The 26,406-nt window shown below is 45.5% G+C and carries 22 protein-coding genes; 10 read left to right on the top strand and 12 right to left on the bottom strand.

What is annotated here, in order from left to right; translation table 11 throughout:
* The first annotated feature begins 7 nt into the window (after window positions 1–7).
* The 3 genes from LFX17_RS04285 to LFX17_RS04295 all read left to right on the top strand — a co-directional run bounded on the left by LFX17_RS04285 (window position 8) and on the right by LFX17_RS04295 (window position 2,537).
* Window positions 8–904, top strand: coding sequence for a hypothetical protein (locus tag LFX17_RS04285; RefSeq protein ID WP_238745222.1), 897 nt, complete (start codon window positions 8–10; stop codon window positions 902–904).
* Window positions 905–1,054: 150 nt separating this feature from the next.
* Window positions 1,055–1,774 (top strand): sigma factor SigX-regulated lipoprotein, encoded by a 720-nt coding sequence (gene srp / locus LFX17_RS04290; RefSeq protein ID WP_238729190.1) that lies wholly within the window; start codon window positions 1,055–1,057, stop codon window positions 1,772–1,774.
* A 463-nt stretch (window positions 1,775–2,237) separates the two neighbouring features.
* Entirely contained in the window at window positions 2,238–2,537 is a 300-nt protein-coding gene (locus LFX17_RS04295) for a hypothetical protein (protein WP_238729191.1), read from the top strand.
* 80 nt (window positions 2,538–2,617) lie between these two features.
* Here the strand turns inward: LFX17_RS04295 and LFX17_RS04300 are convergent, their stop codons facing one another.
* Window positions 2,618–3,454: an alpha/beta fold hydrolase gene (locus tag LFX17_RS04300; protein ID WP_238745224.1), complete on the bottom strand. Its 837-nt coding sequence runs from the start codon at window positions 3,452–3,454 to the stop codon at window positions 2,618–2,620.
* A gap of 76 nt (window positions 3,455–3,530) precedes the next feature.
* Here LFX17_RS04300 and LFX17_RS04305 point away from each other — a divergent pair, with 76 nt between their 5' ends.
* Window positions 3,531–3,917: a DMT family transporter gene (locus LFX17_RS04305; RefSeq protein WP_238729193.1), complete on the top strand. Its 387-nt coding sequence runs from the start codon at window positions 3,531–3,533 to the stop codon at window positions 3,915–3,917.
* 86 nt (window positions 3,918–4,003) lie between these two features.
* Here LFX17_RS04305 and LFX17_RS04310 read toward each other — a convergent pair whose 3' ends face one another.
* On the bottom strand, window positions 4,004–5,083 hold the full coding sequence (locus LFX17_RS04310; protein ID WP_238729194.1) for an NHL repeat-containing protein: 1,080 nt from the start codon (window positions 5,081–5,083) through the stop codon (window positions 4,004–4,006).
* 328 nt (window positions 5,084–5,411) lie between these two features.
* On the opposite strand from LFX17_RS04310, the gene LFX17_RS04315 reads away from it, so the two are divergent.
* Both LFX17_RS04315 and LFX17_RS04320 read left to right on the top strand, forming a co-directional pair.
* Window positions 5,412–6,512 carry a CaiB/BaiF CoA transferase family protein gene (locus tag LFX17_RS04315; RefSeq protein ID WP_319936839.1) on the top strand — a complete coding sequence of 367 codons (1,101 nt, stop codon included), beginning with the start codon at window positions 5,412–5,414 and terminating at the stop codon, window positions 6,510–6,512.
* A gap of 278 nt (window positions 6,513–6,790) precedes the next feature.
* Window positions 6,791–7,954, top strand: coding sequence for an acyl-CoA dehydrogenase family protein (locus tag LFX17_RS04320; RefSeq protein WP_118955578.1), 1,164 nt, complete (start codon window positions 6,791–6,793; stop codon window positions 7,952–7,954).
* A gap of 69 nt (window positions 7,955–8,023) precedes the next feature.
* Here the strand turns inward: LFX17_RS04320 and LFX17_RS04325 are convergent, their stop codons facing one another.
* The 4 genes from LFX17_RS04325 to LFX17_RS04340 form a co-directional block, all read right to left on the bottom strand.
* Window positions 8,024–8,617: a Crp/Fnr family transcriptional regulator gene (locus LFX17_RS04325; protein WP_406600474.1), complete on the bottom strand. Its 594-nt coding sequence runs from the start codon at window positions 8,615–8,617 to the stop codon at window positions 8,024–8,026.
* 266 nt (window positions 8,618–8,883) lie between these two features.
* Window positions 8,884–9,732, bottom strand: coding sequence for an alpha/beta fold hydrolase (locus LFX17_RS04330; protein ID WP_406600657.1), 849 nt, complete (start codon window positions 9,730–9,732; stop codon window positions 8,884–8,886).
* 155 nt (window positions 9,733–9,887) lie between these two features.
* Window positions 9,888–10,886: a sigma-70 family RNA polymerase sigma factor gene (locus tag LFX17_RS04335; protein WP_238731502.1), complete on the bottom strand. Its 999-nt coding sequence runs from the start codon at window positions 10,884–10,886 to the stop codon at window positions 9,888–9,890.
* 2 nt (window positions 10,887–10,888) lie between these two features.
* Window positions 10,889–12,085: an NAD(P)/FAD-dependent oxidoreductase gene (locus LFX17_RS04340; protein WP_238729198.1), complete on the bottom strand. Its 1,197-nt coding sequence runs from the start codon at window positions 12,083–12,085 to the stop codon at window positions 10,889–10,891.
* Between the two features lie 201 nt (window positions 12,086–12,286).
* Between LFX17_RS04340 and LFX17_RS04345 the strand changes: the two genes are divergently transcribed.
* The gene (locus LFX17_RS04345) at window positions 12,287–13,237 is read left to right on the top strand and encodes a cytochrome-c peroxidase (RefSeq protein WP_238745229.1); all 951 of its coding nucleotides are present in this window, start codon (window positions 12,287–12,289) and stop codon (window positions 13,235–13,237) included.
* Window positions 13,238–13,348: 111 nt separating this feature from the next.
* Here LFX17_RS04345 and LFX17_RS04350 read toward each other — a convergent pair whose 3' ends face one another.
* On the bottom strand, window positions 13,349–15,031 hold the full coding sequence (locus tag LFX17_RS04350) for a TolC family protein (protein ID WP_238745230.1): 1,683 nt from the start codon (window positions 15,029–15,031) through the stop codon (window positions 13,349–13,351).
* Between the two features lie 89 nt (window positions 15,032–15,120).
* Between LFX17_RS04350 and LFX17_RS04355 the strand changes: the two genes are divergently transcribed.
* The gene (locus LFX17_RS04355) at window positions 15,121–17,196 is read left to right on the top strand and encodes a thioredoxin domain-containing protein (RefSeq protein WP_238745232.1); all 2,076 of its coding nucleotides are present in this window, start codon (window positions 15,121–15,123) and stop codon (window positions 17,194–17,196) included.
* 259 nt (window positions 17,197–17,455) lie between these two features.
* Here the strand turns inward: LFX17_RS04355 and LFX17_RS04360 are convergent, their stop codons facing one another.
* The 4 genes from LFX17_RS04360 to LFX17_RS04375 are packed head-to-tail and all read right to left on the bottom strand — an operon-like array spanning window position 17,456 to window position 21,785.
* Window positions 17,456–18,661 (bottom strand): hypothetical protein, encoded by a 1,206-nt coding sequence (locus LFX17_RS04360; protein ID WP_238745234.1) that lies wholly within the window; start codon window positions 18,659–18,661, stop codon window positions 17,456–17,458.
* Window positions 18,639–20,177 carry an MBOAT family O-acyltransferase gene (locus tag LFX17_RS04365; RefSeq protein WP_238745236.1) on the bottom strand — a complete coding sequence of 513 codons (1,539 nt, stop codon included), beginning with the start codon at window positions 20,175–20,177 and terminating at the stop codon, window positions 18,639–18,641. Before LFX17_RS04365 ends, LFX17_RS04360 begins: the two co-directional genes overlap by 23 nt.
* A gap of 36 nt (window positions 20,178–20,213) precedes the next feature.
* Window positions 20,214–20,585: a ribosome silencing factor gene (rsfS, locus tag LFX17_RS04370; protein WP_118955566.1), complete on the bottom strand. Its 372-nt coding sequence runs from the start codon at window positions 20,583–20,585 to the stop codon at window positions 20,214–20,216.
* Window positions 20,586–20,591: 6 nt separating this feature from the next.
* Complete coding sequence (locus LFX17_RS04375) at window positions 20,592–21,785, bottom strand: LCP family protein (protein WP_238745238.1); 1,194 nt, start codon at window positions 21,783–21,785, stop codon at window positions 20,592–20,594.
* A gap of 145 nt (window positions 21,786–21,930) precedes the next feature.
* Between LFX17_RS04375 and LFX17_RS04380 the strand changes: the two genes are divergently transcribed.
* Window positions 21,931–23,553: a long-chain fatty acid--CoA ligase gene (locus LFX17_RS04380; RefSeq protein ID WP_238745240.1), complete on the top strand. Its 1,623-nt coding sequence runs from the start codon at window positions 21,931–21,933 to the stop codon at window positions 23,551–23,553.
* Between the two features lie 85 nt (window positions 23,554–23,638).
* Here LFX17_RS04380 and LFX17_RS04385 read toward each other — a convergent pair whose 3' ends face one another.
* Complete coding sequence (locus tag LFX17_RS04385) at window positions 23,639–25,657, bottom strand: cag pathogenicity island protein CagA (RefSeq protein ID WP_238745242.1); 2,019 nt, start codon at window positions 25,655–25,657, stop codon at window positions 23,639–23,641.
* Window positions 25,658–25,837: 180 nt separating this feature from the next.
* Here LFX17_RS04385 and LFX17_RS04390 point away from each other — a divergent pair, with 180 nt between their 5' ends.
* Entirely contained in the window at window positions 25,838–26,401 is a 564-nt protein-coding gene (locus LFX17_RS04390) for a TlpA family protein disulfide reductase (RefSeq protein ID WP_406600658.1), read from the top strand.
* The last annotated feature ends 5 nt before the right edge of the window (window positions 26,402–26,406 follow it).

Consider the following 26,406-nt stretch of genomic DNA (forward strand, 5'->3'; position numbering starts at 1 on the left):
CGTTTGCATGCTTGCCAAAATTTTTCCCCGCTTTGACAAAAAATATTATTTTATAACTTTTATTTTGATTCCCCCGCTTTTGTTCTCTTTGGATTTGAACGCGGACGTTCTAATACTGAAAGATGGGAAACGAATTAAAGCCGATAAGATTACGATGAAGAATGGCAATTCGGTTGAAATCCGAATCGGAAAAGAAACTCAAGTCATCGAATTTTCAAAGGTGGAATCTATTTTGCCGGAATTCCCCGCCAAAAAGGATCCCAAAGAGATTCGGAAAGAAAAAATTTCCAAGTTACAGGATCGTTCTCCTGTGAAAACGCGAGAGAACACCGGTCCGCTTTCCCCGGAATCGTTACCTTCGAAAACCGTGGAACCCGCAGAAAATAATGCGACAATGCTTGCAGAGCCTAAAATAAAGAATCGGTATTACCGTTTGCAGGCGTTGATTCCAGGTTGGTCGCCGCTTTTGCTTTCGGACGATTACAAAGTGAAAGCGACGGGCGGGATCATCGCAGCATCGGAGTTGTATCTTTTGTATCGAGGTTTCGAATTTTTTGCAAAACCGGAACGTTACTATCAGGCTCCTTCAGGCCCTTCTTCAGAAGCAACGATTCCATGGCTCTTAAGCATCAGTTCTGGATTAAATGCAAGCGCCAACGGGATTCCCGTCTTGTATTTTAATATGCAGGCTCCGCACCTTGTCGTTACGCAGCGTGGTCACGTGATGGAGGATTCCGAGTTCAATCGGCAGAAGGAATTTTATGCGCTTGCGCTCGTAACGGTTTTGACCTTGGACATCGTGTTCGGTAGCGCGAATTTAATCGAAGGGAATATTAAAAGTGTCCGCTTGATTACAAGCGACGGAGGGAGAACTTCTTCGGTCGCCATCACCTGGGTTTTTTAGGATCAACTCTTAAAACTGAATTCGATTTATGCTTTTTCATCCCTAAGAACGAAAAACGCGCACGATCAAAAATTTACTTTATACAATTTTTTTGGCGAAGATACGAGGTGTCTCCGTATTCATTCATAGATTTTGTAAAAAGGAGAATCTATGATGAGAAATATAAAATTTATGTTGGTGATTGTTTCACTCATTGGAACGATTGTTTGCGGCCAGTCTAAAAAAGACGATTCGAATGACGTCGCTGCACTTGCACTGTTGGCACAAATAAGTTCCGATCAAAAGCTTAATTCGCAAGTAAGTCAATTATTCTCAGCCCTTTATCCTTTGCCTGCAGATGCGAATTCGAACGCAAGAGCCTTGGGCGACGTTGATCCTTTGTATAATCCGTTTGCCGCAGTCATTACTCAGGCTTGTCAATTGGGCGGGTCACAGACAATTGACGGAACTTTGACGGGTGGAGCCACCGGTAACACCGGAAACGATCTACTTTGGAGTTACGATAATTGCAAAGAAAATTCGATCGGTGTCGGTCCTAACGGAAATGCGATTCCGGTTCCGCTGACCTATAACGGAACTTTGAAACGATCTTTGAATCAAAGATTCAACTCGTCGACTTCGGGTAACGTCTTTACTTCTATCAATTCCGGCACAGATCGAATTCAATCGTCTAATTATTCCATTAACGGAATCACCTTTCCTACTTTTGATATTACCTTTACAAGAAACGATTCGGTTTATACCCGAACAGAATATCAAACCGGAAAATTCAAAGGAGTTTTGGAAGAACACGTAAAGGTCACCGGCCTATTTGACGGAAAGGCAGTCGATACGACCATTAACTATAAGATTTACTTCGGGGGCCAATAATATAGAGTTTCTCCGTATGCCGAGATTCGAAGTTACATCGAATTTCGGCATGCGAATTTTCTCAATCCATCATTCGCGTCTTCGTTCTCGAAAGTGCGATTTTGATTGCGGCCTGATCGTAAGTTTTTTATTCCTCTTGAATCCTCGTCTTGGATGTCAGTTCAGATTATAGATTTGATTTCCCGAGAAGTCGTCTCTAAGAACACCAATTATAGATCGTTGCTTATTGTTTATAACTTTTGATCGAATTCGGGCCGTTTCCCGATTTTTAAGTCGCCGCCTGAATGAAATACATTAGGCGAAACTGATCTAAAATAGTAAGGAAAATGAAAAAGGAATTTGCCGCGTTCGGCGTTGCGAATACGTTGTCCCGGCAGTTAAACGATCGAAAAATATCAAGGTTTCGCTTAACGCGTATTTTGGTCGAATCGTAGACGAAAAAAAATCTCACTCGGAGCATCGTATGAAAAAAATACTATTTCTCACCGCCTTGTTGGCGATTGGTTCGATCGGTTGTAAGCCTTGTTCGGACTTGGAAGCAAGAATCTGCTCGGATCTCGGGCCGAAATGTGAAAAATGGAAAACTCTCGGAAAGCCGGGAATGCCTTCGGCGGATCAGGATCAATATCGTTCTGGAAGAAGAAAGTTGATCGGTGTTTTGTTGGAGAGTGTAGGGTTGCTCGAGGCGAACGCACAGGTGTGTCAGGGTATGTCGAGTAATTACGATTCTCTTATTGAAAGGTTGAAACAATCGATCCAATAAAATAATACCTGAGGGCTTTGAACATACGGGTTTCCGTTTAATACTACGAAACCCGCTCGGGACATTGCCAAATTTTCCTTTTAGAGAACGCTTAAAATTCTTTGCAGAGTTTTTTGTTTTTCCTCAAACGGAAAGAAGTGAGTCGTTCCCGGCCATATCTCCAAAGTCGATTTCGAGTTTCCGGATTGAATTCGTTTCGCTCCTTTCGGAGAACATACCTCGTGCGGCTCCGGAATCGTGATATGCGTTTCCGTTTTGATTCTTCCGTATTGGAACAAACTCAAATAACTTACGGAATCGAAGATCTTCGCTTCCACTTCCGGCAAACAACGCAGAATCGCTCCTCCGTTCGGTCCGCTTCGAAAACAGCTTCGGATGTAGTCGTCGTAGATTTCCGCATCCATCTTAAAGAAAGAAGGCGTTCGTTTGTAGAGTTTGGAAACCGTTTCGAGATTCTTGAATTCCCTTCTTCGTTTAATCGCGACTTTTGCGAGCGGATTGTGAAAAAGGCGGGAATATGTTACTTTCAAAAAATCTAATACAACAGGATCGTTTGCGATCACTTTCCTGAATTTTTCGGGAGAATGATACGAAGAAAGAATAAGACTCGCACCGCCCAAAGAATGACCGACTCCGATAATATCCCGCAAGTTTTCGACCTCGATCAACGCAAGAACTTGATCTCGGAAGAAATACCAATTCTTAAAATCGAGAGTCGAATCGGATTCCCCGTGACCCGCAAAATCCAGCGCGATCACTCGGTGTGTCTTTGAAAGTTCTTCGATATAATAGCGATAGGTGAGGGCGCTGTATCCGTTGGCGTGACAGAGAAGAACTACCCGATCGTTTTGAAAATCCGGTTCGGTATCGATATAAGAAAGATTCAGTCCCCTGAAGGAAAAGGTTTTTCTGAGCATAAAGGAGAGATTTGACCTTGATCTTTCCAACTCCTTCGGTGAACTGGTTTTCGTAAAGCCAAAACCGGAGCTTCTTATGCAGATTCAAGTTCTTATCGTTTTTATCATCGCTCTTGCGTTTAACGCTTTGGCTAACATTCTCATTAAGGCGAGTTCACTCGGCGATGCGAGTGAGAAACCCGAAGGTATAGCCGGTATTCTTCAAGTGATTCTCAATCCTATCTTTATCGGCGGGTTGGCTTCGTTCGGGTTGGCTTTGTTGGGTTATCGTTTCGTTTTAGGGAAGGGATTAAAACTTTCGCTCGCTTATCCGGTTTTTACGAGTGCGGGTTTTATCATCGTTTTGATCGTTTCCTCCATCGCATTCAAAGAAAGACTGACTTGGCCGCAATGGGCGGGAATCGTTTTGATTATGGCGGGCGTTTGGCTTTGTGCGGCCAACATGTTCGAAGCTAAGTCTTGATCGTTTGTCATTGTTAAAGAAGAACGGATCGCTTCGAGTTAATAAGAAATCGATCATCGACCGAAAGGGAGAATTCTCCCGTTCTTTTATTGAAATCGCACTTCAAACAATTGATTGGCCGTCGAATCCGCGACAAGTAGTCTTTGATTGGCACAGTCGATCTTAACGACACCGATCGCTTGAAACGTATGCGCGATCGTCGTCACGTTGAGATCGGGATCGACGATTCTGATTTTGTTCGAAACCGAGTCCGAAACAAACATCGTTCCACTGTTATCCAAGGCGATATGGGCGGGGCCGTTGAAAGAAGCGCTTGTTCCGTTTCCATCCACGCTTGCACCCGTTCCGGTTCCTAACAGTGTGGAAACCTGCATCGTATCCAGATTGATTTTGCGAATTCGATGATCTTGAATGTCCGCAACCAGCAGAGAATTCTTTTTACGATCGTAAACGACGCCGATCGGAGATTTGAATAAGGCCGTTAAGACGTCGCCGTCTTGATATCCCAAGGAACTTCCCGACAACGTGCTGACCGATTGAAAGTTTAGATTGAATTTTCGAATGTCGCGATTGCCGAGTTCTCCCAAGTATAAATTCCTTTCTCGGTCGAAATCCATAAAAAAGGGGCCGTTGAACAAAGCTCCGGAATTGTCTCCGTTTTGTAATCCTGCGGCGCCGACGGGGCTCCCCGCAAACAAAGTGAATTGATCCAACGCGTTGATCTTGTAAATCTGCGCGCTGCTTTTGCACGAAACGTATTTATCTCCGGTGACTGAGTCGTATTTGATACCGGCCGGATCGCCTAACGTGAAGCTGGTGCTTAAAGAAGTGACGAAGCCGGCTGCGGTAACGATTTTGCGAATCTTGTTCGCATTTTGCTCCGTAACGTAGATATTCCCGAACGAATCCAATTCGATTCCGAACGGGTTTTGGAACGAAGCCGTAGCGATGGTTCCGTCGATGCTGGAGGCCGCTCCGGTTCCGGCAAACACCGTGACCGCCGGATTGTTCGTTACTTTCATTCTGCACAAATAACATTCTTTAAGAATGCAATCGAGAACCGTGTTTTCAAACCAAGCCGAACTCATTAGAATGCTCGGGTTATAGACCGGTTCCGCGGAACAGGAAATTAAGAAGAATGATAAGAAAAGAATTCTGTGGATCATCGCGTTTGTCCGAACGAAACGATTCCAGAATAATCGTCCCGGAAAAAATTACGATAGGAAAAACGTTTGGAAATTTCTTTTTTCCATAAAAATCCGTAATTAGGGACGGCGGATTCAAAGGGAAAGCTCGCATTTTTACGCGATCCATCGGAGAGAGGCTCGGTCGGAATCGGAAAAAACCCCGCAAAAAAGTGTATCTCTATTTCTTCTTCCGTTCTCTATGGATTAAGATTCTTCATTGAGAGGTTGTCGTTAAATGAACAAAGGTCCACTTTCCGGAGTGAAAGTAATCGATTTGAGTCTTCTTCTTCCCGGTCCGCTTTGCTCCATGTATTTGGGAGATATGGGGGCCGACGTGATCAAGATCGAAAATCCGAGAGCGATGGATGCGACTCGCGTGATGTTTAAGAAAGCGAACGGAGCGCCTTCCTTATTTCTGATGTTAAACCGAAATAAAAAAGCGATCACTCTCAATCTAAAAAAGGAAAAATCCAAAGAGATTCTTTTTAAATTATTAGAAGATGCTGATATACTTTTGGAAGGATTCCGTCCGGACGGACTTGCAAAAATGGGACTTGGTTACGACGACTTGAAGGAACGTTTTCCTAGATTGATCTATTGCGGAATCTACGGATATGGAACCGAAGGGAAATACAGGGATTTTGCTGGACACGACGTGAACTATCTTTCTCTTTCGGGAGTTCTTTCGCAAACGGGTAAAACTCCTCAGATTCCCGGTTATCAGCTCGCCGATATCGGCGGAGGAACGATGACCGCGCTTGCTTCGATTTTAGCGGCTTTGTATGCGAGAGAAAAAACGGGCAAAGGACAGAAGATCGCGATTTCCATGATGGATTCCTCGCTTCCGTTTCTTTCCTTATACGGAGGAATCTTTGCGGCGACCGGAAAAAATCCGGAAGGCGGGAACGAACTTCTTTCCGGTAAATTACCGAATTATAATGTTTATCGGACCAAGGAAGGACGATGGGTCGCGCTCGGCGCTTTGGAAGATATGTTCTTTAAAACCTTCTTACGTCAATCCGGACTGGATAAACACTTGGAGGAATTTCCGGCGGAGGAAAAAAACTTTTCCAAGTGGAAGGAAATTCTCACTTCTTACTTCGCGTCGAAAACATTCGAAGATTTGAATGTAATTTTTGAAAACGAGGATTCCTGTCTGACTCCGGTTAAGACGATGGAAGAGGTCAGTAAAGATCCCGTTCTAAAGGAACGCGGTATGATCTTGGATAAAAAACATCCGACATACGGCGACTACTTTCAATTCGGAGCGCCGTTTCCCTTCTCCGCAACGCCGGTCACGTATCGTTTGGACCCCCCGAATCACGGGGAACATAATGCGTCGATCTATCAATCCTTAGGTTATTCGGCGGAAGAAATCGAAACGATGAAAAAGGAAAAAGTGATTTGAACGCGCTTTGAAATAGGAAAGACATCGAAATATTTTTCCAAGGGCGATTAGTTTGAAAACCGAAACAGAACGTTCGTTCTTGGAAAACGTTTAGCAAAGAAGGGTTTTATTTTTGTTTGGCGAGGGAGAATTCTTCGTTAGAAAATTCTAAATTTAGAATGGATAAAAAAGGAGAAAAACAAGCCTATGCTCGGTTTTTTACCCTATATTTTGGTTTGATCTAATCGCCGTTAAAAAAAAAGTAGGATCAGAACACTCTCGTAAGAAGGGACAAACCGATGTACCAGGAATTTACCGAACAGCAGATCGAAATCAGAGACCAGATCCGTAATTTCGTGAAGAAAGAAATCACACACGAAGTAGCGATCCACTGGGACGAAGAAAATAAACATCCCGAAGAACTCATCAATCGTATGAGAAAAGAACTGGGAGTCAACGGTTTGACCATCCCTGAAGAATACGGCGGCTGGGGACTCGGTTCCGTTGAACAGTGCCTCGTGACCGAAGAACTTTCCAGAGGATGTCTCGGAATCTCTCTTTGTTTCGGTTACACAGGTCTTGGAATCCTTCCTATCTTAAAAGGAGCTTCTCACGAGCAAAAGAAAAAATGGCTTCCTCCCGTCGTTGACGGAGAATACGGAGTTTCTTTCTGTCTTTCCGAGCCTGGTGCGGGATCGGACGTTCCTGGTATGAGCACTACCGCCGTTAAGAAAGGCGACAAGTGGGTCATCAACGGAACAAAACAATGGATCACCGGCGGCGGTAGCGCGGGAGCTTATACTGTATTTGCATATACCGATAAAGGAAGAGGAACCAGAGGGGTTAGCTGCTTCTACGTGAAGAGAGACACTCCCGGTTTGACCGTCGGTAAGAAAGAAGACAAACTCGGAATCCGTGCATCCGATACCCGTCAGATCATCTTCGAAGATTGTGCCGTTGAAGAAGCGAACATGATCGGAAAAGAAAACTTAGGATTTATTTACGCGCTTCAAACTCTGAACGCTTCCCGTCCTTACGTTGCGGCGATGGGAGTGGGTGTCGCTCAAGCGGCTCTTGATTACGCATCCAAATACGCAAGACAAAGAGAGCAGTTCGGATCCAAGATCTCCAGCTTCCAAGCGGTTCAGCACATGCTTGCGGATATGTCGATCGGTCTCGAAACTTCCCGCCAAGTAACTTATCTTGCGGCGAGAATGTCCGATGCGGAAGATCCAAGACTTCCGAAGTATTCCGCGATCGCAAAAGCGCACGCTTCCGAAACCGCAATGAAATGCGCTCTCGATGCGGTTCAGATCTTCGGCGGATACGGTTACACAAAAGAGTATCCTGTTGAAAAACTGATGAGAGACGCGAAGATTCTTTGTATCTTCGAAGGAACGACTCAGATTCAAAAGAACGAGATCGCAGCTTACGTTATCCGCGAGGCGGCGTCCGCAAAATAAGAATCTTCGAAAGATTCTTTTCGAAAAGTCCGAACGAATTGAGATTTCGGTCGGGTTGGACGAAAAACGTTATAAAGGCGCTTGGTCGAAAGACCGGCGCCTTTTTTCATTCTCGTTTCGATTCTTAGAACGAATTCGACTCAAAGAAACCGGAGTGATCCCCAGATAGGAAGCGATATGGTATTGAGGAATGACTTCTTCGATATTCGGATAGGTTTCTTTTAAAAGTTCGTATCGTTCTTCCGCGTTCAAGGCAAGAAGTTCGTATTCTCGTTTTGCCTTTTTTAGAAATAAATTTTCCGCGACTATACGACCTAAACGTTCCCAAGCGATATGAGTTTCATACAAGGCGGCGAGTTCGGAAAAATTTGCGACGGCGATTTTGCAATCGGTGATCGCGCGTATGTTGCAGGTCGAGGGTTGTCCGGAAAGAAGATCGAAATACGAACCAGTGAATTCTCCGGGAAAGTTGAAACTCTTGATATATTCGTTTCCGTCGGATGTGAGATAGTATTCCCGCAATACGCCGGAAAATACGAAGGCGAACTCGGTGGGAACTTTTCCTTGTCGTATTAAAAAATCTCCGTAGGACAAATCCCGTATCGAATAAACAAGGCCCGCTTTTCTCCAGATTTCGATCGGAATCGGAGAGATGGAATTCACTTTCTCGTAAATCGTCCGCCACTCCGCGCTGTCTTCTTTTACTTCAAAATCCGCCACTCGATTGAGTGAAACGGGAAAGAAATTTTTGGCAATGATTATTAAAGACGAGTCTGCGGTTCTCGGGATTTTCGCTCGCAAATTTTTCCGAACCTTTTCAAAACAAGATTGGAAAAAAATTTCCAAAACGAAACAACGATCGTTCGAATCGTCCTTGTGTTCGCAAAAAAGACGGCCGCCTTCCAAAAAGCGCCCGTCTTCGATTGGAATCAGCGAATCGATCGTAAAAACGGAAGCGCGGCTTCTAAAAATCCTTGCGGATCTTCCGCAAACGGGACATGACCCGTTTTTAAAAAGACCAATTTCGAACCGGCGATTTTTTGATGCAGTCTTTCGCCGAGTTCGGGAAGGATGACGGGGTCGTTTTTTCCCCAGACGATCAAAGTAGGCGCCGTGATTTGCGAAACCTTTTCTCTTAGATCGTGTCTTTCATCGCCGAAACTTTTCCAAATTGCGGCTCGGATGTTCGGAGAGCCTTCGATTTCCTTTTTCTCACCGATTCGATTCAAAATGGATTTCGTATATTCGTTTTCGACTTTGATATAGTAGTTCGGAAACGAATTCCAAGTCGCGTTCGTAAACCAAAGTGTGCTCATCAGTTTTACGAAAATTCTCGTCTTAAAATCGGGATCGTTGAGTCCGCCCGTGTCTACGAGAATCAAACCTTTTACTAAATTCGGTTTGTCTAATGCGATTTTCATCGAAGCGAAGCCGCCGAGCGAATTGCCGATAAAAACGGCTCCTTCGGGTGCGAGTTTTTCGACGATTTCAGGGAGAATCTCCGCATATCCAACGGCGGATGCGGAATCGAACGGTTTCGGAGAGCCGGATTGGCCGTGACCGGGCCAGTCGAGACCGATGATTCTATAAGATTTTTCTAATGTAGGAATCACGGCGTCGAAGTCGCGGTGTTCGTGTCCCGGTCCGGCGGAATGAAGCAATACGATCGATTCTCCTTTCCCTTGGATCCAGTAAGCCACGCTGCCCATCCGGGTTCTGATATATCCTGTCGGTTTTTCGTCGGAAAAGGTTCCTGGTTCTTTGATTGCGGTTTGCATTTCCTGTCCTCCCGAACACGCGATGACAAGCCCGATCATAAAGATCGCTGCGATACGAATTCGATTTTTCATACGCTCGAGTTTGGATCGAAAGGTGGAAAAAGTCAAGACCGCCGGCGTTCGAAGCGTCCGGAATCCGATTATCCTAGGATAATCTATTTTTTTCGGGTAATGGCCCAGCGAACCAATTTCAATAAGGGTTTGGTCCAAACGGGAGGACTCGGGTTGCTGAGGGAAGTTTTCGGAAACAGGAGAAAGAATTCAAGAGGAACTATGATCTTCTTTTCTAAAAGTTCATTACGATTTCTATACGCCCGCAGTTTATCTTCGTTTAACATCGTGTAGATGGAATTGATACCGTTTTCATCGATCAAAAAAGTCCTAAGATAAACCGGTTTGCCGTTTTTATAAACGAGAAGACTTTCGGCGCCGTTGCTTTCCGTGTAATAAAGGTCCGTGTCCGTAAACACCGGATTTTTGGAAGTACGGATGAGAAAGGCCGCCACTCGTTCCTTTCCGAAGAGAGGAATTCTCGCCGCGTGAACCTTACCGCCTCCGTCCGACCAAAGAACGATCTCTTCCTTTAAAAACGGAAGAAGGAGTTCCGGCTGTCCTTTGGAAGAAGCCAAAAGAAAATTATGAAGCAGCTTTCGTTTCGTTTCCTTATCGGGCGAGAATTTCCTTCGATCGGATTTCAAAGCTTCCTTCGCGCGTTTGAGGGTTTGTCTGCAATTTTCCTGCGTTTTTCCAACCGCTTCCGCGATAACTTTATAATCCAGTTCGAACGATTCGCGCAGGATAAAAACCGCTCGTTCAATCGGATTCAATTTTTCTAATAAATGAAGAAAGGCCAGATCCAGTGTTTCCGGATCCGGCTCTTCGATTTCGGGCGAAGTCGGGATCGGTTCCGGCAGCCAAGGCCCGATATAGGTTTCTCGTTTGTTTTTCACTTTGCGGAGAGTGTCGAGGGATAGACGCGTGGCAATCGTGGACAAAAAAGCTCTCGGTGAACGGATTTCGTCCGAACCGGATTTTTCCCAACGCAGAAACGATTCTTGAACGATATCTTCCGCGTCGTTGACGCTTCCGGTCATTCGATACGCGATCCCGAAAACGAGAGACTTGTGTTCTAAAAATTGCCCGAGTCTATCCACGATCATTTCTCCGATTCTGTCGCAAGAACCGCGGTTCCGAATTCCGCTTCGGTTTCAGGAAAGGATTTCCAGAAATAAAAATCGAACCATTTTTCAAGTCGGAAGGAAAGGATCGTGTATTTACAGATCAATTCTTTGATCCAAACGGCGCTTCGTGACGTCCAGATTTTCAAAGTCGGAGAATCGTCCGGATTGGATTCTTGGATCACTCCGTCGTTTCTTCCAAGACTTACGTTTCTCCCCAAATACGCGAGCGAGAATGGCGCGATTCCTTTTTTGGATTTTGCGCCGAGTCGATGAGAAAGTCTTTCCGCCGCGTAGATTCCCATCGGAAGCGCGGTCGCACAAGCCATTCTCAAATGATCGTAACCGGAAGAAACCACTTGCACACAATCGCCCGCGCCGATGATTTCCGGATAATCCTCCACTTCGAGGAATTGATTAACGTAAACCTGACCGATCGGATTGGTTCTTAGGCCCGATTGTCCTCCCACTTTTGAAGCGGAAAGTCCGCTCGATAAAACGCAGAAATCGTGTTCGATTCTTTTCCCGTCCGCGGTTACGAGCGCAGCGTCTTCGTATTCCATAATTTTAGAATGTTCTAAAATTCTTACGTTCTTATTTTCGAAAAATTCTCTCAGTTTTTTCTGTGCGGGAACGGAAAAACCTTTTCCAAGCGGACTTGCGTCCACGAGTGTCAGTCGAAGGTTCGGAAAATTCTCCGCAAGTTCCGCGGCGGTTTCGATTCCGCTCAAACCGGCTCCGAGAACGGTGATCTTCGCGCTCGGATTCGATTTTAGAAGTTCGCGCATCTTCGCACATTCTTCCGTTTCCGAAATTCGAAAGTAAACGTTCGTGTTGATTTTTGTAGCGGATGAACCTTGAACTCCGAGGGAATAAACGAGGTGATCGTATTTCAAAGCGGAACCGCTTTCGAGAACCACACGTTTGGATTTCGGTTCGATCTTTGCGATTTTCCCGATTACGAGTTTTACGTTTTTATGAAGAAGCGATCGTACTGTGTACGTGTTTTTGAGAGTTCCCGCGAGTAGTTGATGGTTTCGTATTCTTTCCTGAAACGTTTCCTGAGCGGTCACCAATACGATCTCAATCGGAAGTTTTTTTCTGACGAGACGATTGGCTGCGATGATCCCCGCGTATCCTCCGCCTGCGATCAGAACGGTTTTGATTTGCGACATGTTTGCCTCCTGTTCTAAAAGGAAGACGCAGGTCCGGAAGGTCGCGTGACAAAGAATGAAATTTTTTCTTTCATAAATCGCGACGGTTTGCGAACGATAAAAGGTTTCTTTTTTTTAACACGAAATATGTAATCAGAATTGTTCTAAATTCGAATTGACAGAAGAAGTTCCCGTTCGAAACTTTGACCCAGGATGGTCCATATGCTTAGGATTTTGTCCATTTTTCTTTTGATTTCGTTTCTATTCTCGCTCAGCGGCTGCAAAGAACCGGTTCAAAAAGCCGAACTGGAAGGTTTTGTGGTTAAGAACGTAATTCATCCCAACAACAATCCTTACAACAAGGATAAGGTCGAATTGGGAAAACTGCTCTATTTTGATAAGCGACTTTCACTCAAAGGAGATACGAACTGCGCGATCTGTCATTCCGTGGAACTTCAAAACACGGAGAAGAATTCCGTTCCCCGCAATAAGATTCATAATTCTTCGGCGCCTTCTTTGACGAACGTGGGTTTGTATAAGGACGTATTTAACGATCCGCAAGCGAACGATCTGGAAGATATCGTAAAGGAACGCGTTCACACGGCGGTTATGCTCAAGGATGAGAAGACGATCGTTGCAAGACTCAATCAGGTTCCCGAATACCGCGAACTTTTCGAAAAGTCGTTCGGTTCTCCGGGAATCACGATGGATCGGATCGTTAAGGCGATTTCAGCTTTTGAAAGAACCATCGTTTCCAAAAATTCCAAGTTCGATCGTTACGTCATGGGGGAGGAATCCGCTCTTTCTCCGGCTCAAAAACGCGGACTCGACGTGTTCATGAATAAGGCGAAGTGTTCCCAGTGTCACAAAGGTCCGAACTTTTCCGATTCGGAAAAACATACGACCGGGTTGAAAGGAATTACACAAACCGTGCGGACTCCGAGTCTGCGCGACGTGAGTAAAAAGAACGAATTCATGCACAACGGAGAATTTACGAAACTGGAAGATGTAGTGGACCATTTCGTAAACGGCGGATCGAAGGGTTCGATCGAGGATCCTCTTCTCAAACCTTCAGCGATCACCGAAGAAGAGAAAAAGGATCTGATCGAGTTTCTGAAATCCTTGGAAGGGGAATCTCATCCATTAGAAATGCCTAAAATTCCGAAGGCGTAGAATACCCGATTCGCGCGAACAGCGGCGGTTCTTTGAACTGCCGTAGCTTCGAAAATTACTGATTGTTTGTTGGATTAGGGCCGTCTTTCTACAGGACTTAAAAAGAAAAACTTACTTCTGCTCGGAAGTTGCCGCGGCTTCGAGTTGAGCGGAATCCGCCATCTTCATCATACGATCGATGATGTCGTTTACGTTCACTCCGAACTTCTCAAAGATATGATTCTTTGCGAGTTCATAGCGGAGAATGTCGATGTTCATCTGAATCTTAGCTTGTGTAACTTGCAACTCGGATTGGATCACGTTGTCCAATGCGTTTTTCACGGCAACCGCCGTGAATCTTCCTTGGCGGAAACGTTCGGAAAGACCTCTGTAGAATTTGTTGGCCTCTTCCTTTCTTTTTTTCGCGCCTTCAAAGATATCTTTGCCGGATTGAATCGCGGCATAACGGTTTTCTAATTCTTCTTTGATGGAAAGTTTGAGCTCCGCTTCTTTTTTCTCCAAATTCTCCACATCCATTTTGGCGTTGCGGATATCGGCTTTGATCCCTTTGTCCCAAAGCGGATATGAAAATTGGAACGCGGCATACGCCTCGGGATATTTGAAGGAAGCGATCCCGCGATTCGTATCGGTTACGTTTTGCTGAGGAGCAACGATGTTCTGTCCTCTCGTGGAATACGCGCCGGAAAGTTTCAAAGAAGGCATGTCTTCCGCTTCTTTGATTTTCAAATTGAGTTCGGCGATCTCTCTTTGTTTGCGGAGATTTTTCAGATCGGTTCTATGTTCGAGCGCGTAGAGATAATCCTTTTCCACGTTAAAGTCGGCGGGAACGTTCTCTTGCAGATCGGTAACGCCTTCGATTTTAGAAGTGGGATCCGCGTTTAAAATACGGATTAAATTCCGTTCCGCTTCTTTTCTGGAAACCTTCGCCTTTTCCAGATTTCCTGCGGTTTGGGAAAGAATGGAACTCCAGAGATTGACTTCGAATCCTTCGGAAAGGCCGAGATTGCGCTTTCTCGCCGTTAAATCGCGGATGTTGCGCGTGTTGGATTGCAGTTCTTCCAAGGTTTTCACATTGGAATCGTAGATATTCAAACTCCAGTATTGAACCAGAGTTTGCACGACAAGCTGGGAAAGAACAAAAACCAATTCTTCCCGTTTGATCACAGTGTTTTGTCTTATAATGGCTTCTCTTTCTTTTTGCGTCTTTCCGAAGCTGTATTTCAGAATTTCCTGACTCAGTGTGAGGGTCAATGCGCTCGTGTACTGCGGAGGAATCGCTAAAAAGCTTAAATTGGAAGGAGTCGTCAACGGATCTTCAAAGGCGCTCGTATCGAAACGGGTTGTACTTGCTTCTAATTTCGCATACGTTCCGGTTTTGAAATTCTTCTCAACACCGACGCTGATTTTATCCTGACTTTGTCTCGTTCCTAAAAAGACGTTGTTTCGGTTATTCGGAAGAGTCGTTTTGAAGACCGTGATCCCACCGATTAAATTCCAAGTGAATTGGGATTCGTTCTTGAGTTCCGCACCGTCCGCCTTAACGTATTCCATCTTGGCGTTTTGGATCGTAATGTTCTTTTCGAGAACATGATTGACCGCTTCTTTGAGGGTAAGGCGCAGTACCTTTTTCGAATCGCCGAGGTTCCCTTCGGAGGACTTTTTTTCTTCTTCCGCATAGGTTTCTTCGGGTAGAATATTCTCGCCGATTATAGGCTGCGTTGCTGCAAAAAGGATGGTTCCGAAAATGAGAAGGTTTCTGAATTTTCTGCGAGTCCTTTCCTTTTTGTGGTCCATGTAAGTGCCTACTTAATGGACATGGTTGAATGTAGGAAGTTTTTTACAAATCGAAAAACGGATTTTACGAGTCAAAAGAGAACAATTCAATGAAATTAAATTCCAATCAGCCCAATCGACTTTCCAAAGAAAAAAGTCCGTACCTCCAACAACATGCAAACAACCCGGTTGATTGGTTTCCTTGGGGTGAGGAAGCCTTAACTAAGGCAAGAGACCAAGACAAACTTATTTTCTTATCGATCGGTTATGCGACATGTCATTGGTGTCACGTGATGGAACGTGAATCCTTTGAAAATCAAACGATCGCAGATTATCTCAACGCACATTACGTTTCGATCAAGGTGGATCGGGAAGAACGACCCGACATCGATCGGATCTACATGGACGCGTTGCACGCGATGGACCAGCAGGGCGGTTGGCCGCTCAATATCTTTTTGACCCCGGATGGGAAGCCGATAACCGGAGGAACGTATTTTCCGCCCGAGGCGCGTTACGGGAGAAAGAGCTTTTTAGAAGTTTTGAATGTCATTCAACAGGTTTGGAGTGAAAAGCGTCAGGAATTGATCAAGGCTTCGTCCGAACTCTCGGATTATTTGAAGGAATCCGGAGAAGGACGGGCGGCCGAAAAAACGGAAGGCGATCTTCCTCCGGAAAATTGTTTTGATGCCGGTTATTCTCTCTACGAAAGTTATTACGACGCTCAATACGGCGGGTTCAAAACCAATCATGTCAATAAATTTCCACCGAGTATGGGACTTTCGTTTCTGCTTCGGTATTATCATTCTTCCGGAAATCCAAGGGCTCTTGAAATGGTCGAAAACACGCTTTTAGCGATGAAACAGGGCGGAATCTACGATCAGGTAGGCGGCGGATTGTGCCGTTATTCCACGGATCATCACTGGCTGGTTCCTCATTTTGAAAAGATGCTCTACGATAATTCTTTGTTTTTGGAAACGCTCGTGGAAACTTCTCAGGTTTCTAAAAAAATTCCCGCGGGTTCGTTCGCGCTCGATGTGATTTCGTATCTGCATCGCGACATGAGAATGGCGGGAGGAGGAATCTGCAGTGCGGAGGACGCGGATTCGGAAGGGGAAGAAGGACTTTTTTATATCTGGGATCTCGCGGAGTTTCGAGAAGTCTGCGGAGAGGATTCTCCCTTGCTGGAAAAATATTGGAACGTAACGGAAAAGGGAAACTTCGAAGGGAAGAATATTCTGCACGAACGCTATCGCGCCGCGACCGCGGATCTCACCGAAGAAGAATTGAAACGGTTCGATTCCGTTTTGGAAACCGGCCGAAAAAAACTTTTGGAACGAAGAAGCAAACGAGTCCGTCCGTTGCGTGACGATAAGATCCTGACTTCTTGGAACGGACTTTATATCAAAGCGCTGGTCAAGGCCGGGGCCGCGTTCGGAAACGAAGAGTTCTTGCGTCTTGCGGAGGAAACGTATTCGTTTCTGGAAAAGAATCTGATCGATCGAAACGGGCGCGTTCTGCGTCGTTATCGGGACGGAGAATCCGGTATATTAGGATATTCGAATGATTATGCGGAGATGATCGCGGCTTCGATCTCGTTGTTCGAAGCGGGACGCGGGGTTCGTTATCTGAAAAACGCGGTTCTTTGGATGGAAGACACGATCCGATTGTTCCGTTCTTCTTCCGGAGTTTTCTTTGATACCGGAAACGACGGAGAGGTTTTGCTCCGTAGAAGCGTGGACGGTTACGACGGTGTCGAACCGTCGGCGAACAGTTCTCTCGCGTATTCTTTGGTGAAGTTGTCCGCACTCGGAGTCGACACGGATCGTTATCGCGGGATCGCGGAATCGATCTTTCATTACTTTGCGAAAGAATTATCTTCGTACGCTCTGAGTTATCCGTATCTTTTGTCCGCATATTGGACTTACAAACACCGTTCCAAAGAGATCGTTTTGATTCGCAAGAATGCGGACGCGGGAAAGGAACTTCTTGCCGCGATTCAAAATACGTTTTTACCGAACGCGGTCGTCGCGGCGGTGAACGAAGACGAATTGGAAGAAGCCAGAAAACTTTCCTCGTTGTTTGAAGCGCGAGACTCCGGCGGAGACGCGCTCGTTTATGTGTGCGAGAATTTTTCCTGCAAACTTCCGGTCGGGAATGTCGGCGAGTTGAAGGCGTTGATCGATTGAAGAACGGCGAGGTTTATCGGAGTTCCGACAGGATCTTCCGTAAAACGACGACCCCTCCCCGATTGGGTGGTGGAGGTGGGTTGGCGGGGAAAATCGAAGAATTTTCCTATATCAGAAAATTCTCATATCTGCAAGAGGAATTTTTGCGAGTGTCCCTGTAGGAACTCCAACAAAATCATCTGACAAGGTTTGATCGAGTCGAACTTTGCCGGAACTTCGTTCGAACGCTCTCTTCGGGAGCTGGAAAAAGACGTGCGAGTCAATACCCTAATTTATGAAACATCTCGTTCGTGGCCTTCGCACCTTGGCAGTTGAGATGGATCTGATCCGAATACGATTCCGGTTTCATAAATTGTTTTTCGAACTGAATCACTTTTAGATGCGGATATTTCGCCTTGAGAGGTTCGAAAGCGTTCCAGAATTTCGTAAAGTAACCCGTCGGTTCGATGTATTCGGGAAACGGCATCACCAAATAAACGACTTGGATGTTTTGCTCCTGCGTGTAACGCAAAAAATCCTCAAAGGCCGCAAAGTCGAAACTCGGTTCCGTTTTATAAGGAGCCAGCACCTCTTCCTTGAGTTTTTCCTGACTCATCTGATATAAGATCGCGTGTTGCGGTTTCATCCGATCCGAAATGTTCAAACCCCCGTTTTGGAAGTTCAGCTTTTCGGAAATCCAACGATTGTCCCTGTAATTACTTTCCGGCGGAGAACACTGAGGCGTATAGAGTTCCTCGCAACCGCAGTCGAGTTTCATCTTCGCTTCGGCCGGTTTGTAATTCTCGTATGAGAAAACGTTCAAGAGCGCTTTTCTATAACGGTATGTGGAGAATGCGTTCGGAATCGAAGCGGAAAGAACATAAAGAAGTTCGGGGCCTTTGTATTGTTCGATCATTTCTCCCAAGGAGAATAAATGAAGAATCCTATGCGAAAAGAATTTCCAGTTGATTTCGGAAACCGTTTTCTGCATGCTCGCGGGTCCGCTCTCCATAACGAAATTTTTATAGGTTAAACCGGAAACGAAACGGTTCTCCAAATATTCAGAAAAGCTCATATTCGGTCTCACGTATTTGATGAGAGTCGGATCGATGATCGGCTCTCCGTATCCGCGCGTAATGAGTCCCGGACTCGACGCGAATAGAATGAACTCCGGTTTTTGATTTCCCGATTTTAAATATTTGGCAAGATAATGCGTATAATATCTCGCACCCATCGCCGGAAGGCTGAAGTTGTACACCTTCGATTCCGGAGAAGGAACCAAGGACATACTTCTGGAATCCCCGAATATCAATCCTTTGTAGTCGAGGACTCCGGATTCCATTTTTTTGCGGACGTTGTTGACTAAAAAGACTTCCGTGTGTTCGTAAAAATAGATTTCCGTAAACCGAGCGACGAGTTCGATCGCGACTACGATTCCGAGAACGATGAGGACGACCTTATTCTTAAAAAGCGAAGTAAATGACATTTTTGCCGAACACACCTTTTAGAACTATGCAGTAAAAGAAAAATAAATAGGTCAAAACCCGAATCACTACGGGTTTTTCGAATATAAAGAAAGCTGAATTATTCTTAAAATGAAAATAATCCCAGACGAGAAGAGGTCCGATGACCTTGACGATTTCGGTGAAATAATTGGCTACGCTGATCTGATCGTTCGGTCCGCGGAGAGTGAAGAAATTCTCCAAAATGCTGGAAAGAAGAATTCTCGCGTGTTGGCCGTCGTAGCTTCTGAAAAAGATGGAAGTCATCGCGAACATGAACGTAGTGAAAAAACAGGACCAGAAGAAAAAACCCTTCGTAAAGAATGCGTGGTTTAAAAACGGGAATCTGCTTTTTGCCGAGAGTTTTAACCGCTCGAAAGATTCCTTAAAGATCATATAAAGGACGATGTAAAGACCGCAGGCCAATCCCCAGAACGCGAAGTTCCAGCTCGCTCCGTGCCAAATTCCCGAAAGTCCGAAGATGATAAATAGATTCCGAAAATTATAGAGACGGCTCACCTTACTTCCGCCTAACGGAATGTATACGTAATCGGTGAACCATCGATTGAGAGTGACGTGCCATCTGCGGAAGAGTTCCCGGAAGTTGACGCTGAATTCCGGCGTGATGAAATTCTCGCTTAAGTTGAAGCCGAGCAAAAACGCGGAACCGCGCGCGATGTAGGAATAACCGGCAAAGTCGCAGTAGATCTGAAAGAAAAACGCCAGGAACGCAAGAATCGTATGAATCGCGGAGTGCCCGCCCGCTAAATCCGGATTGGCCTTATAAATCAAGGGATTGTCGAGGAATACGAGATTGACGAGTTCCGCGAGATTGTCCGCGACGTAGGTTTTCATATAATAGCCCACGAGAAGCAGCAGACATCCTTTGTAAAAAAGATCGAGATTGATCTTCCGTTCTTCCTTGATTTGCGGAAGAAGATCTCCCGCTCTTTCGATCGGGCCAGCGACCAGCTGCGGAAAAAAACAGACGAACAGGGAGAAGTCGATCAGATTCGTATCCGCTTTGAGTTTGCGGTAATAGACGTCGATCACATACGATAAGGTCTGAAACGTAAAAAAGCTGATCCCGACCGGAAGAATGATCTGAAGAAAGGTCGCATCCTGGAATAAGGTCGGATCTTCCACGCCGAAAAGTCCCGCCGAAGTCTTTACGGCGACGCCCAAATTCTCTATAAAGAAATTATAATATTTGAAAAACCCGAGCATTCCCATGTCGATGACGACTGCGAGAAACAAAAGCCACCCCCGGATTTTCGGAGATTCTTTTTGTTCGATGAGAAGCGCGATGTAAAAGTTCGAGACGGAAACGGAGATAATCAGAATCAGAAAGATCCAATCCCACCAGCCGTAAAACGTGTAGGACGCGATCAACAGAAATACGTTTTGGAGTTTGACGGAGGTTTTTCTTGCGGCGAAAAAATAACAAACCGCCAATACGACTAGAAAGAAGTAGATGAAGACCGCTGAGTTAAAAATCATTTTCGACGGACCGATCCGGAGGGAACGGCTTCTCCTTTAGAGTTCCATTCTCTTGGCGTCGCGCCAGAGTCTGTCTAAATTATAATATTCTCTTTTTTCCGGAGTCATGATGTGAATGATGATTTCTCCGAAGTCCAAAAGCGTCCAACCGGAGTTCGCGGAGGTTCCGGTTTTGTCCGCTTCCTTGTGGGTTAGTTTATATTCTTTTAATGTCTTTCTGACTTCTCTCGCTACCGCGTTCGCTTGAACGGCGGAGTTCACTGTGCAGATGACGAAGTAACTCAGATAGCTGTTCACGCTTTCGAGGTTTAAGATGCTGACTTCTTCGCACTTTTTATCCACCATGATGTCGTGGATGATCTGAAGAATTTCTTTGGTTGTCGGATTTTGTTTTGGGGCAGGGCTCATCGGTCTCTATTTTCTCGGTTCGTAATCGGAGCCTACGACGACGGTCGCGTCCAAACCCAGATCCTTTCTTAATACGTGATGTACTTCGGCTTTTTCTAATACTGTCGAAATGCGATCCATGATTGCGGTGTTGCCAGAACGATCGATGACCACCGTTTTCGGAAATCCTTTTTTCCAAGCGTTGTCCGCTGCAAGAACCTTGATTCTTTTATCGGAAAGAATTCCTCGAACGTCTTTTGCGAGTCCCGCGACTTCGGTGCCGTTCAACACTTCCGTTCTCGCAAATTCCGCGTCCGCAAAAACGTCCGAGTTCATGTCCTTGGAGAATTTTCGGAACGCGACTCTGGCTCTTGCGATGTCCGTTTTTAGAAAAAGTTTTTTCGTCTTAGGGTCGTTAGCCGGTTCTCCGGGAAGTTCGGCGATGCCGAACTGGATTCTTCTTGAATTGATAAACTTAACAAGACTGACGAAATCCTCTTTGGAAAGATCGGATTCGATGAGGCCGTGCGTAAATACGAGAAGCGGAGTCGTTAGGAATTCTTTTCTTTGCGAGAGAGTTTCATACAAAGTAAGAACGACGCTTTCTTGACGGCTGATTCTTTCCAAATAATCCAAGGTTTCTCTCTTATCCATCTTAACCGTGTAGTCGTACACGTCCTGGCCGGACATCGTATAAACTCCCGGCTCGCGATTGTATTCGGAAGAATTGCGGACGGTTTTGTTGTCCGTATAAACGCTCAAGCCTCCGAGAAGATCGACGATACGAACCCAGTTCGAAGCGGAAAGAGAAATCGTATAATGCGGTTTGGTTCCGATCAGATCGGTGACGGCGCTTTTGACGGAAGACTTAGCGCCCGACTTGAGAAGATCCAACGAATCGTCCGGATCGTCGAACGAAGTAATCGGATGAATGAAATACAAAGCGCATCGGTTGTTCGAAGGAAAGAGAGTCGCTAAGAGACCGAATTCGTATTCTTCGTTGTCGCCCGTTGCGTGAAAGAGAAAGTAGATCGGTTTGCCTGCGGCGATTTTTTCTTCCAATCCGGTGCGATTGAATTTGCCGATTAAAAAGATAAGGGCCGAAAATAATAAAATTCCCGCCGCGATATAAAGCAGCCAACCCGATTTCTTTTTAGAAGTGTCTTTTGACTCCAAACGTGCGCTCCGATTCCATTTCAAACCGGAAAACCTGACTGTCAAACGGTTATTTTCCGAATTGTATCCCGTTTCAAAACCGAGGAATCATCGTACCGATCGGTCGAACTTTTATTGACGAACTTCGATCCATTCTGAAAATCCCAACGAACCATTCCATTTCAATCGGCCCATTGCCCGAGGTGACCTTATGAACTCAACGATGATGAATTATCAGCTGACCGTTCCCGCGATATTACGAAGAGCTTTGGAAGTTCATCCCGAAAAAACGATCGTAACCAAAATGAACGACGAATCGATTCATCGATATACGTACGGAGAATTTCATTCTCGGACTACGAAGCTGATGAGCGCGCTGAAGAAGTTCGGAGTTCGTCCGGGCGATCGAGTCGCCACGTTCGGAATGAATCACTATAGACATCTGGAGATTTATTTCGCGGCTCCGTCGATGGGAGCCGTTCTTCATACGTTGAACGTGCGTTTGTTTCCGGAACAGCTCGTGTTCATCGTCAACGACGCCGAGGATTCCGTGATCTTTGTGGATAAGAGTTTGAGTAAGGTTCTTGCCGATCTGCTTCCTGAATTTAAAAAGAAGCCTAAGTTCGTCGTGATGGACGATTTGGAAGCGATCGCGGCGGCGCCTTTGCCGGATGCGATCGACTACGAAACGTTTCTAAAAAGCGGAGACGATTCGTTCACCTTACCGGAGTTAGATGAACATGCCGCCGCGGGAATGTGTTACACATCCGGGACGACGGGAAATCCGAAGGGAGTCGTTTACAGCCATCGTTCGATTTATCTTCACAGCATGTCGATTTGTATGTCCGATAGTCTCGGGGTTTGCGAGAAAGAAACGATTCTTCCCGTGGTTCCCATGTTCCACGCGAACGCATGGGGGATTCCGTTCGGCTGCGTGATGACCGGAGCGAAACTCGTTTTTCCCGGCAAACACCTGTTAGGTCATGGACTCGCCTCTCTTTTGGAACAGGAAAAGGTAACGATGGCCGCGGGTGTTCCCACGATTTGGAACGTACTGTATCAACATCTAAGGAAGAATTCCTACGATCTGAGCGGATTGCATACGATGATCGTGGGAGGTTCGGCCGCTCCTCAGTCCATGATCGAAGGATTTCAAAAGGATTTCGGAATCCATATTCTTCACGCATGGGGAATGACGGAGTTATCTCCCGTCGGAACCGTCTGCAGACTCAAAACTACGATGAACGATTTGGAAGAATTAGAAAAATTGCATATTCTTGCCAAACAAGGTCCGGCCGTCGCGGGAGTCGAACTCAGAGGAATCGACGAACAAGGAAAGGACATTCCCAAGGACGGAAAAACTCCGGGAGAATTGATCGTACGAGGCCCTTGGATCACCGCTTCGTATTACGGAAATCCGAGCCGCGAATCGTTTACGGAGGACGGATGGTTTCGCACCGGGGACGTCATCACGATCGATTCAAATTCTTACATTCAAATCACGGACCGGAAAAAAGATCTGATCAAAACGAGAGGCGAATGGATTTCGAGCGTCGAAATGGAAGCGCAGGTCTTGAAGGCGCCCGGAGTTTTGGAAGCGGCGGTGGTCGCGAAACCGGACGACATTCGAGGAGAAGTTCCCGTTGTTTTCGTCGTCGCGAAGGAAGGGGAAAGCGTGGATAAAAAATCCGTACTTGAAATCTTAAAGGAAAATTTTGCGAATTGGCAATTGCCTCACAACGACGACATTCGTTTGATCGACGCGATTCCGAAAACGAGTGTTGGAAAATTCGATAAGAAGGTTTTGCGTGCGGGATTAACCGGACATTCTTGAAACGACGCGAAGTCGAGCGCGTTACAACGGGAGAATGAGAGTTGTCCGCAGAAGACAACGCGCAATTCTGCTCTTTTTGCGAGAATTACTTCAAGCAGCGAACGCCCGCGTAATTGCTAAGATGATCCCAGCGGATCTCGCCTTTGAAAATATCCAAGTTGTAGGCGCCGTTGGCGCCGATCGAAATCGTGGAAGACCAATACCGTCTATCCGCGCCGTTGTCCGTCCATGATTCCGTTTCACCGCTTTCATACGAATCTTCCAGCTCTTCGATGGTGGGAAGACGCAAATCCCGAGAATCGCAGATTTGGCTGGCTTGATACCAGTTGAAATTGCCGTCGAAGATCTGCCAGGATTTTTCTTTCGCGATCGATTGCCGTTTGATCCGTTTTTTTTCGATCTTTGATTTTGGAATATTCGAAGATTGGAATGTGTTTTTTTCCGGATCGGAGGTCGAAGCCGTTTCCTCTTGAAGGTGAATGCCGAATAGTTTTTTGAATTCCTTGTCGGGATTTGCGAAATTGGCGGACGTTTCCAAAAGATCCTTGAGTTTGGACTTGGCGGAACCCCAGAAAAGCCCCGTTTTCGATTCCCAGTCGGCCCCGAGACGATGGCTGTTGATGATTTGTGTGGGATTGCGCGATTCCAAACCCTCGTGCAAAAGGGAATCCAATTGTTCCTGAAGAGAAATCGGGTTTTTTAGTTTTTGGTTTACGCGTTTGATTTCCTTTTTGATTTTGTCGATCTGCAAAAGAGCGGCAAAATCCGATTTGGCGAGAGAATCGATCGCTTCTCGAAACGCGTCGTGAATCCTGCTTTGATGCGTTTCCTTTTCGTCTTCCGTCGTAGCCAAGGCTTCCGCGGTGAATTCCTTTTCGATCAGCAGATACAAGGTTTCTAAACGGTTCGTTAAATAAGAACGTCCCGTTTTTTCGGCGGTATCGGATTTTTTTTCGATCGCTTCCTTGAGCGCGACATACGGAGTTTCGTTTTTTAGGGAAAGATCCTTTAGAAGATTTGCATATAGTTTGGAAGCAAGGGAAAAGTCGAATAGGGAATAAGCCCGATCCGCTTCCTTCTCGCGAAGGGAAAAAATCGTAAGCTCCAACTTTTCCTTTCGTTCTTGGATGCTCTGGCGAATCTGAAGTTGTCTATGTTTTTCGGGAACTTTCGTTCCGTATTCTTCGCCTAATGCGACGTAGTCGTTCAGACGTTTTTGTAATTCTTCCGGATTGAGTTGTCCGGAGCCGAAAAGAGTTTGGTCGGCTTCGTTGATCTTTTCCTTATATTCCAAACTATAGTTGTTGGTGACGTTTTTTCGAATTTCGCGGATAAACGGTTCGAGTTTTCGTAAGGATTCTTCGGTAAGACGATCGTTGAACGCCTTTAAAATTCGTTCGTAGATTTCGTTGGATTCGGCGTAATCTTTCGCGAGACTTAGTTCGGAGGCTTCGTTCAATTCTTCCCTAACTTCCTCCAGAACGCCTTCGAGGATTTTATCGGAGGTTTTGAATTCCATGGAATTCAAGTTCGTTCCGGGAACCGGTTTGATCTTTAAGAAGGCTACGCTCAAGTTTCCGTTTACCGAAGCGGGAGCCTGTTGATGATCGAAATTGTATTGTCTGTCTAAAAGTTTTTTACCGGATTCGGATGCATAGTAGTCCAAAAGAAACTCGGGGAACTCCATCTGAAACGCGGACTTAATGGAATACATTAGAGTTTTTGAATCTCTTGTCTGATTGCGGAGGGAGACGTAGACGAGCCCGTTTTTGGAGGAAATCGTTCCGGAAATCACTTCGTTTGCGTCGATCGCGTCTGCGATCTGTTTCATACAGATTTCGTCCGAGCAGTTCATTTTCTGCAGGGCTTCGACTTGTTTATAAAGAATCGCAAGAGATTCGTCGTCGACGATCGTATACTTTCCTTCGAAGTTTCTGAGAACCGAATTGATGATTCCGTTTCGAAATCGGTTTTCCAAACCCGCGCCGAGATTTCCTTCCGGATTCAGTTTGTGTACGTAGATTTTGGACGGTTTTGTCTGCGCAAGGACGGCGCTCGAGGTGCATACGAAAGAAAAAATAATAAGAAGAAGTCTAACGTACATCCGTTTGCTCTGAGTCGAAATCCGATCGATTTGAAAATTCCGTCTACTAAAAAGAAATGGAAAACTCCTTAGTATCAAAACGCCGATCGAAGAAAAGTAAACAATTATTTGGGATTCGGAAAATAGGATTTACAATCTTTTCGGCGTAAAGCCGATTAGAAGTTCGGAAATCGGAACGGAATGAAAACGCGTATCAAAACTTCGAGCGTAGTTCGGTTTTTGAAAGCTATGTTTCGTGAAAAATTTATTTCCTTATGTATGTTTTTGATTCTTTTTGCGGGAACCGTTTCTGCGGAACCCCTTTCTAATTTCGCTTTTTATAATCTCAAAGAAGAAAGAATCATACTTTCTTCCTTTCTCGGCAATCTTTCCGATAACGACGTTTTGATCCTGAATTTTACCGGTTCGACGTGTAATCCCTGCAAAGAGCAAGTGCCGATTCTTTTGGATCTTACAAAACGAACGAATGTTTCCTTGGCCGGAAAAGGAAAGGTTTTTCTTTGGGTCGTATTCGTAGGAGACGATTTTAGGACGGGGAAAGAATATTCCGAATTTCTAAAGTTACAAAACGCTGCGGAAGTTTTGATCGATCCTTTGTCTTCGAGTTATTCTCAGGTTCGGATCGCAGGCTTGCCCACGGTTTTGATTCTGAACTCGAAACGGGAAATTCTTTTTAAATCGGAAGGATTCCAGGAATCGAGTACGGCGGCCTTGAAACGTTTTTTAGATTCTTTAGGGAAATAAGGGCA

This window comes from Leptospira sanjuanensis, assembly GCF_022267375.1.
GTDB lineage: Bacteria > Spirochaetota > Leptospiria > Leptospirales > Leptospiraceae > Leptospira > Leptospira sanjuanensis.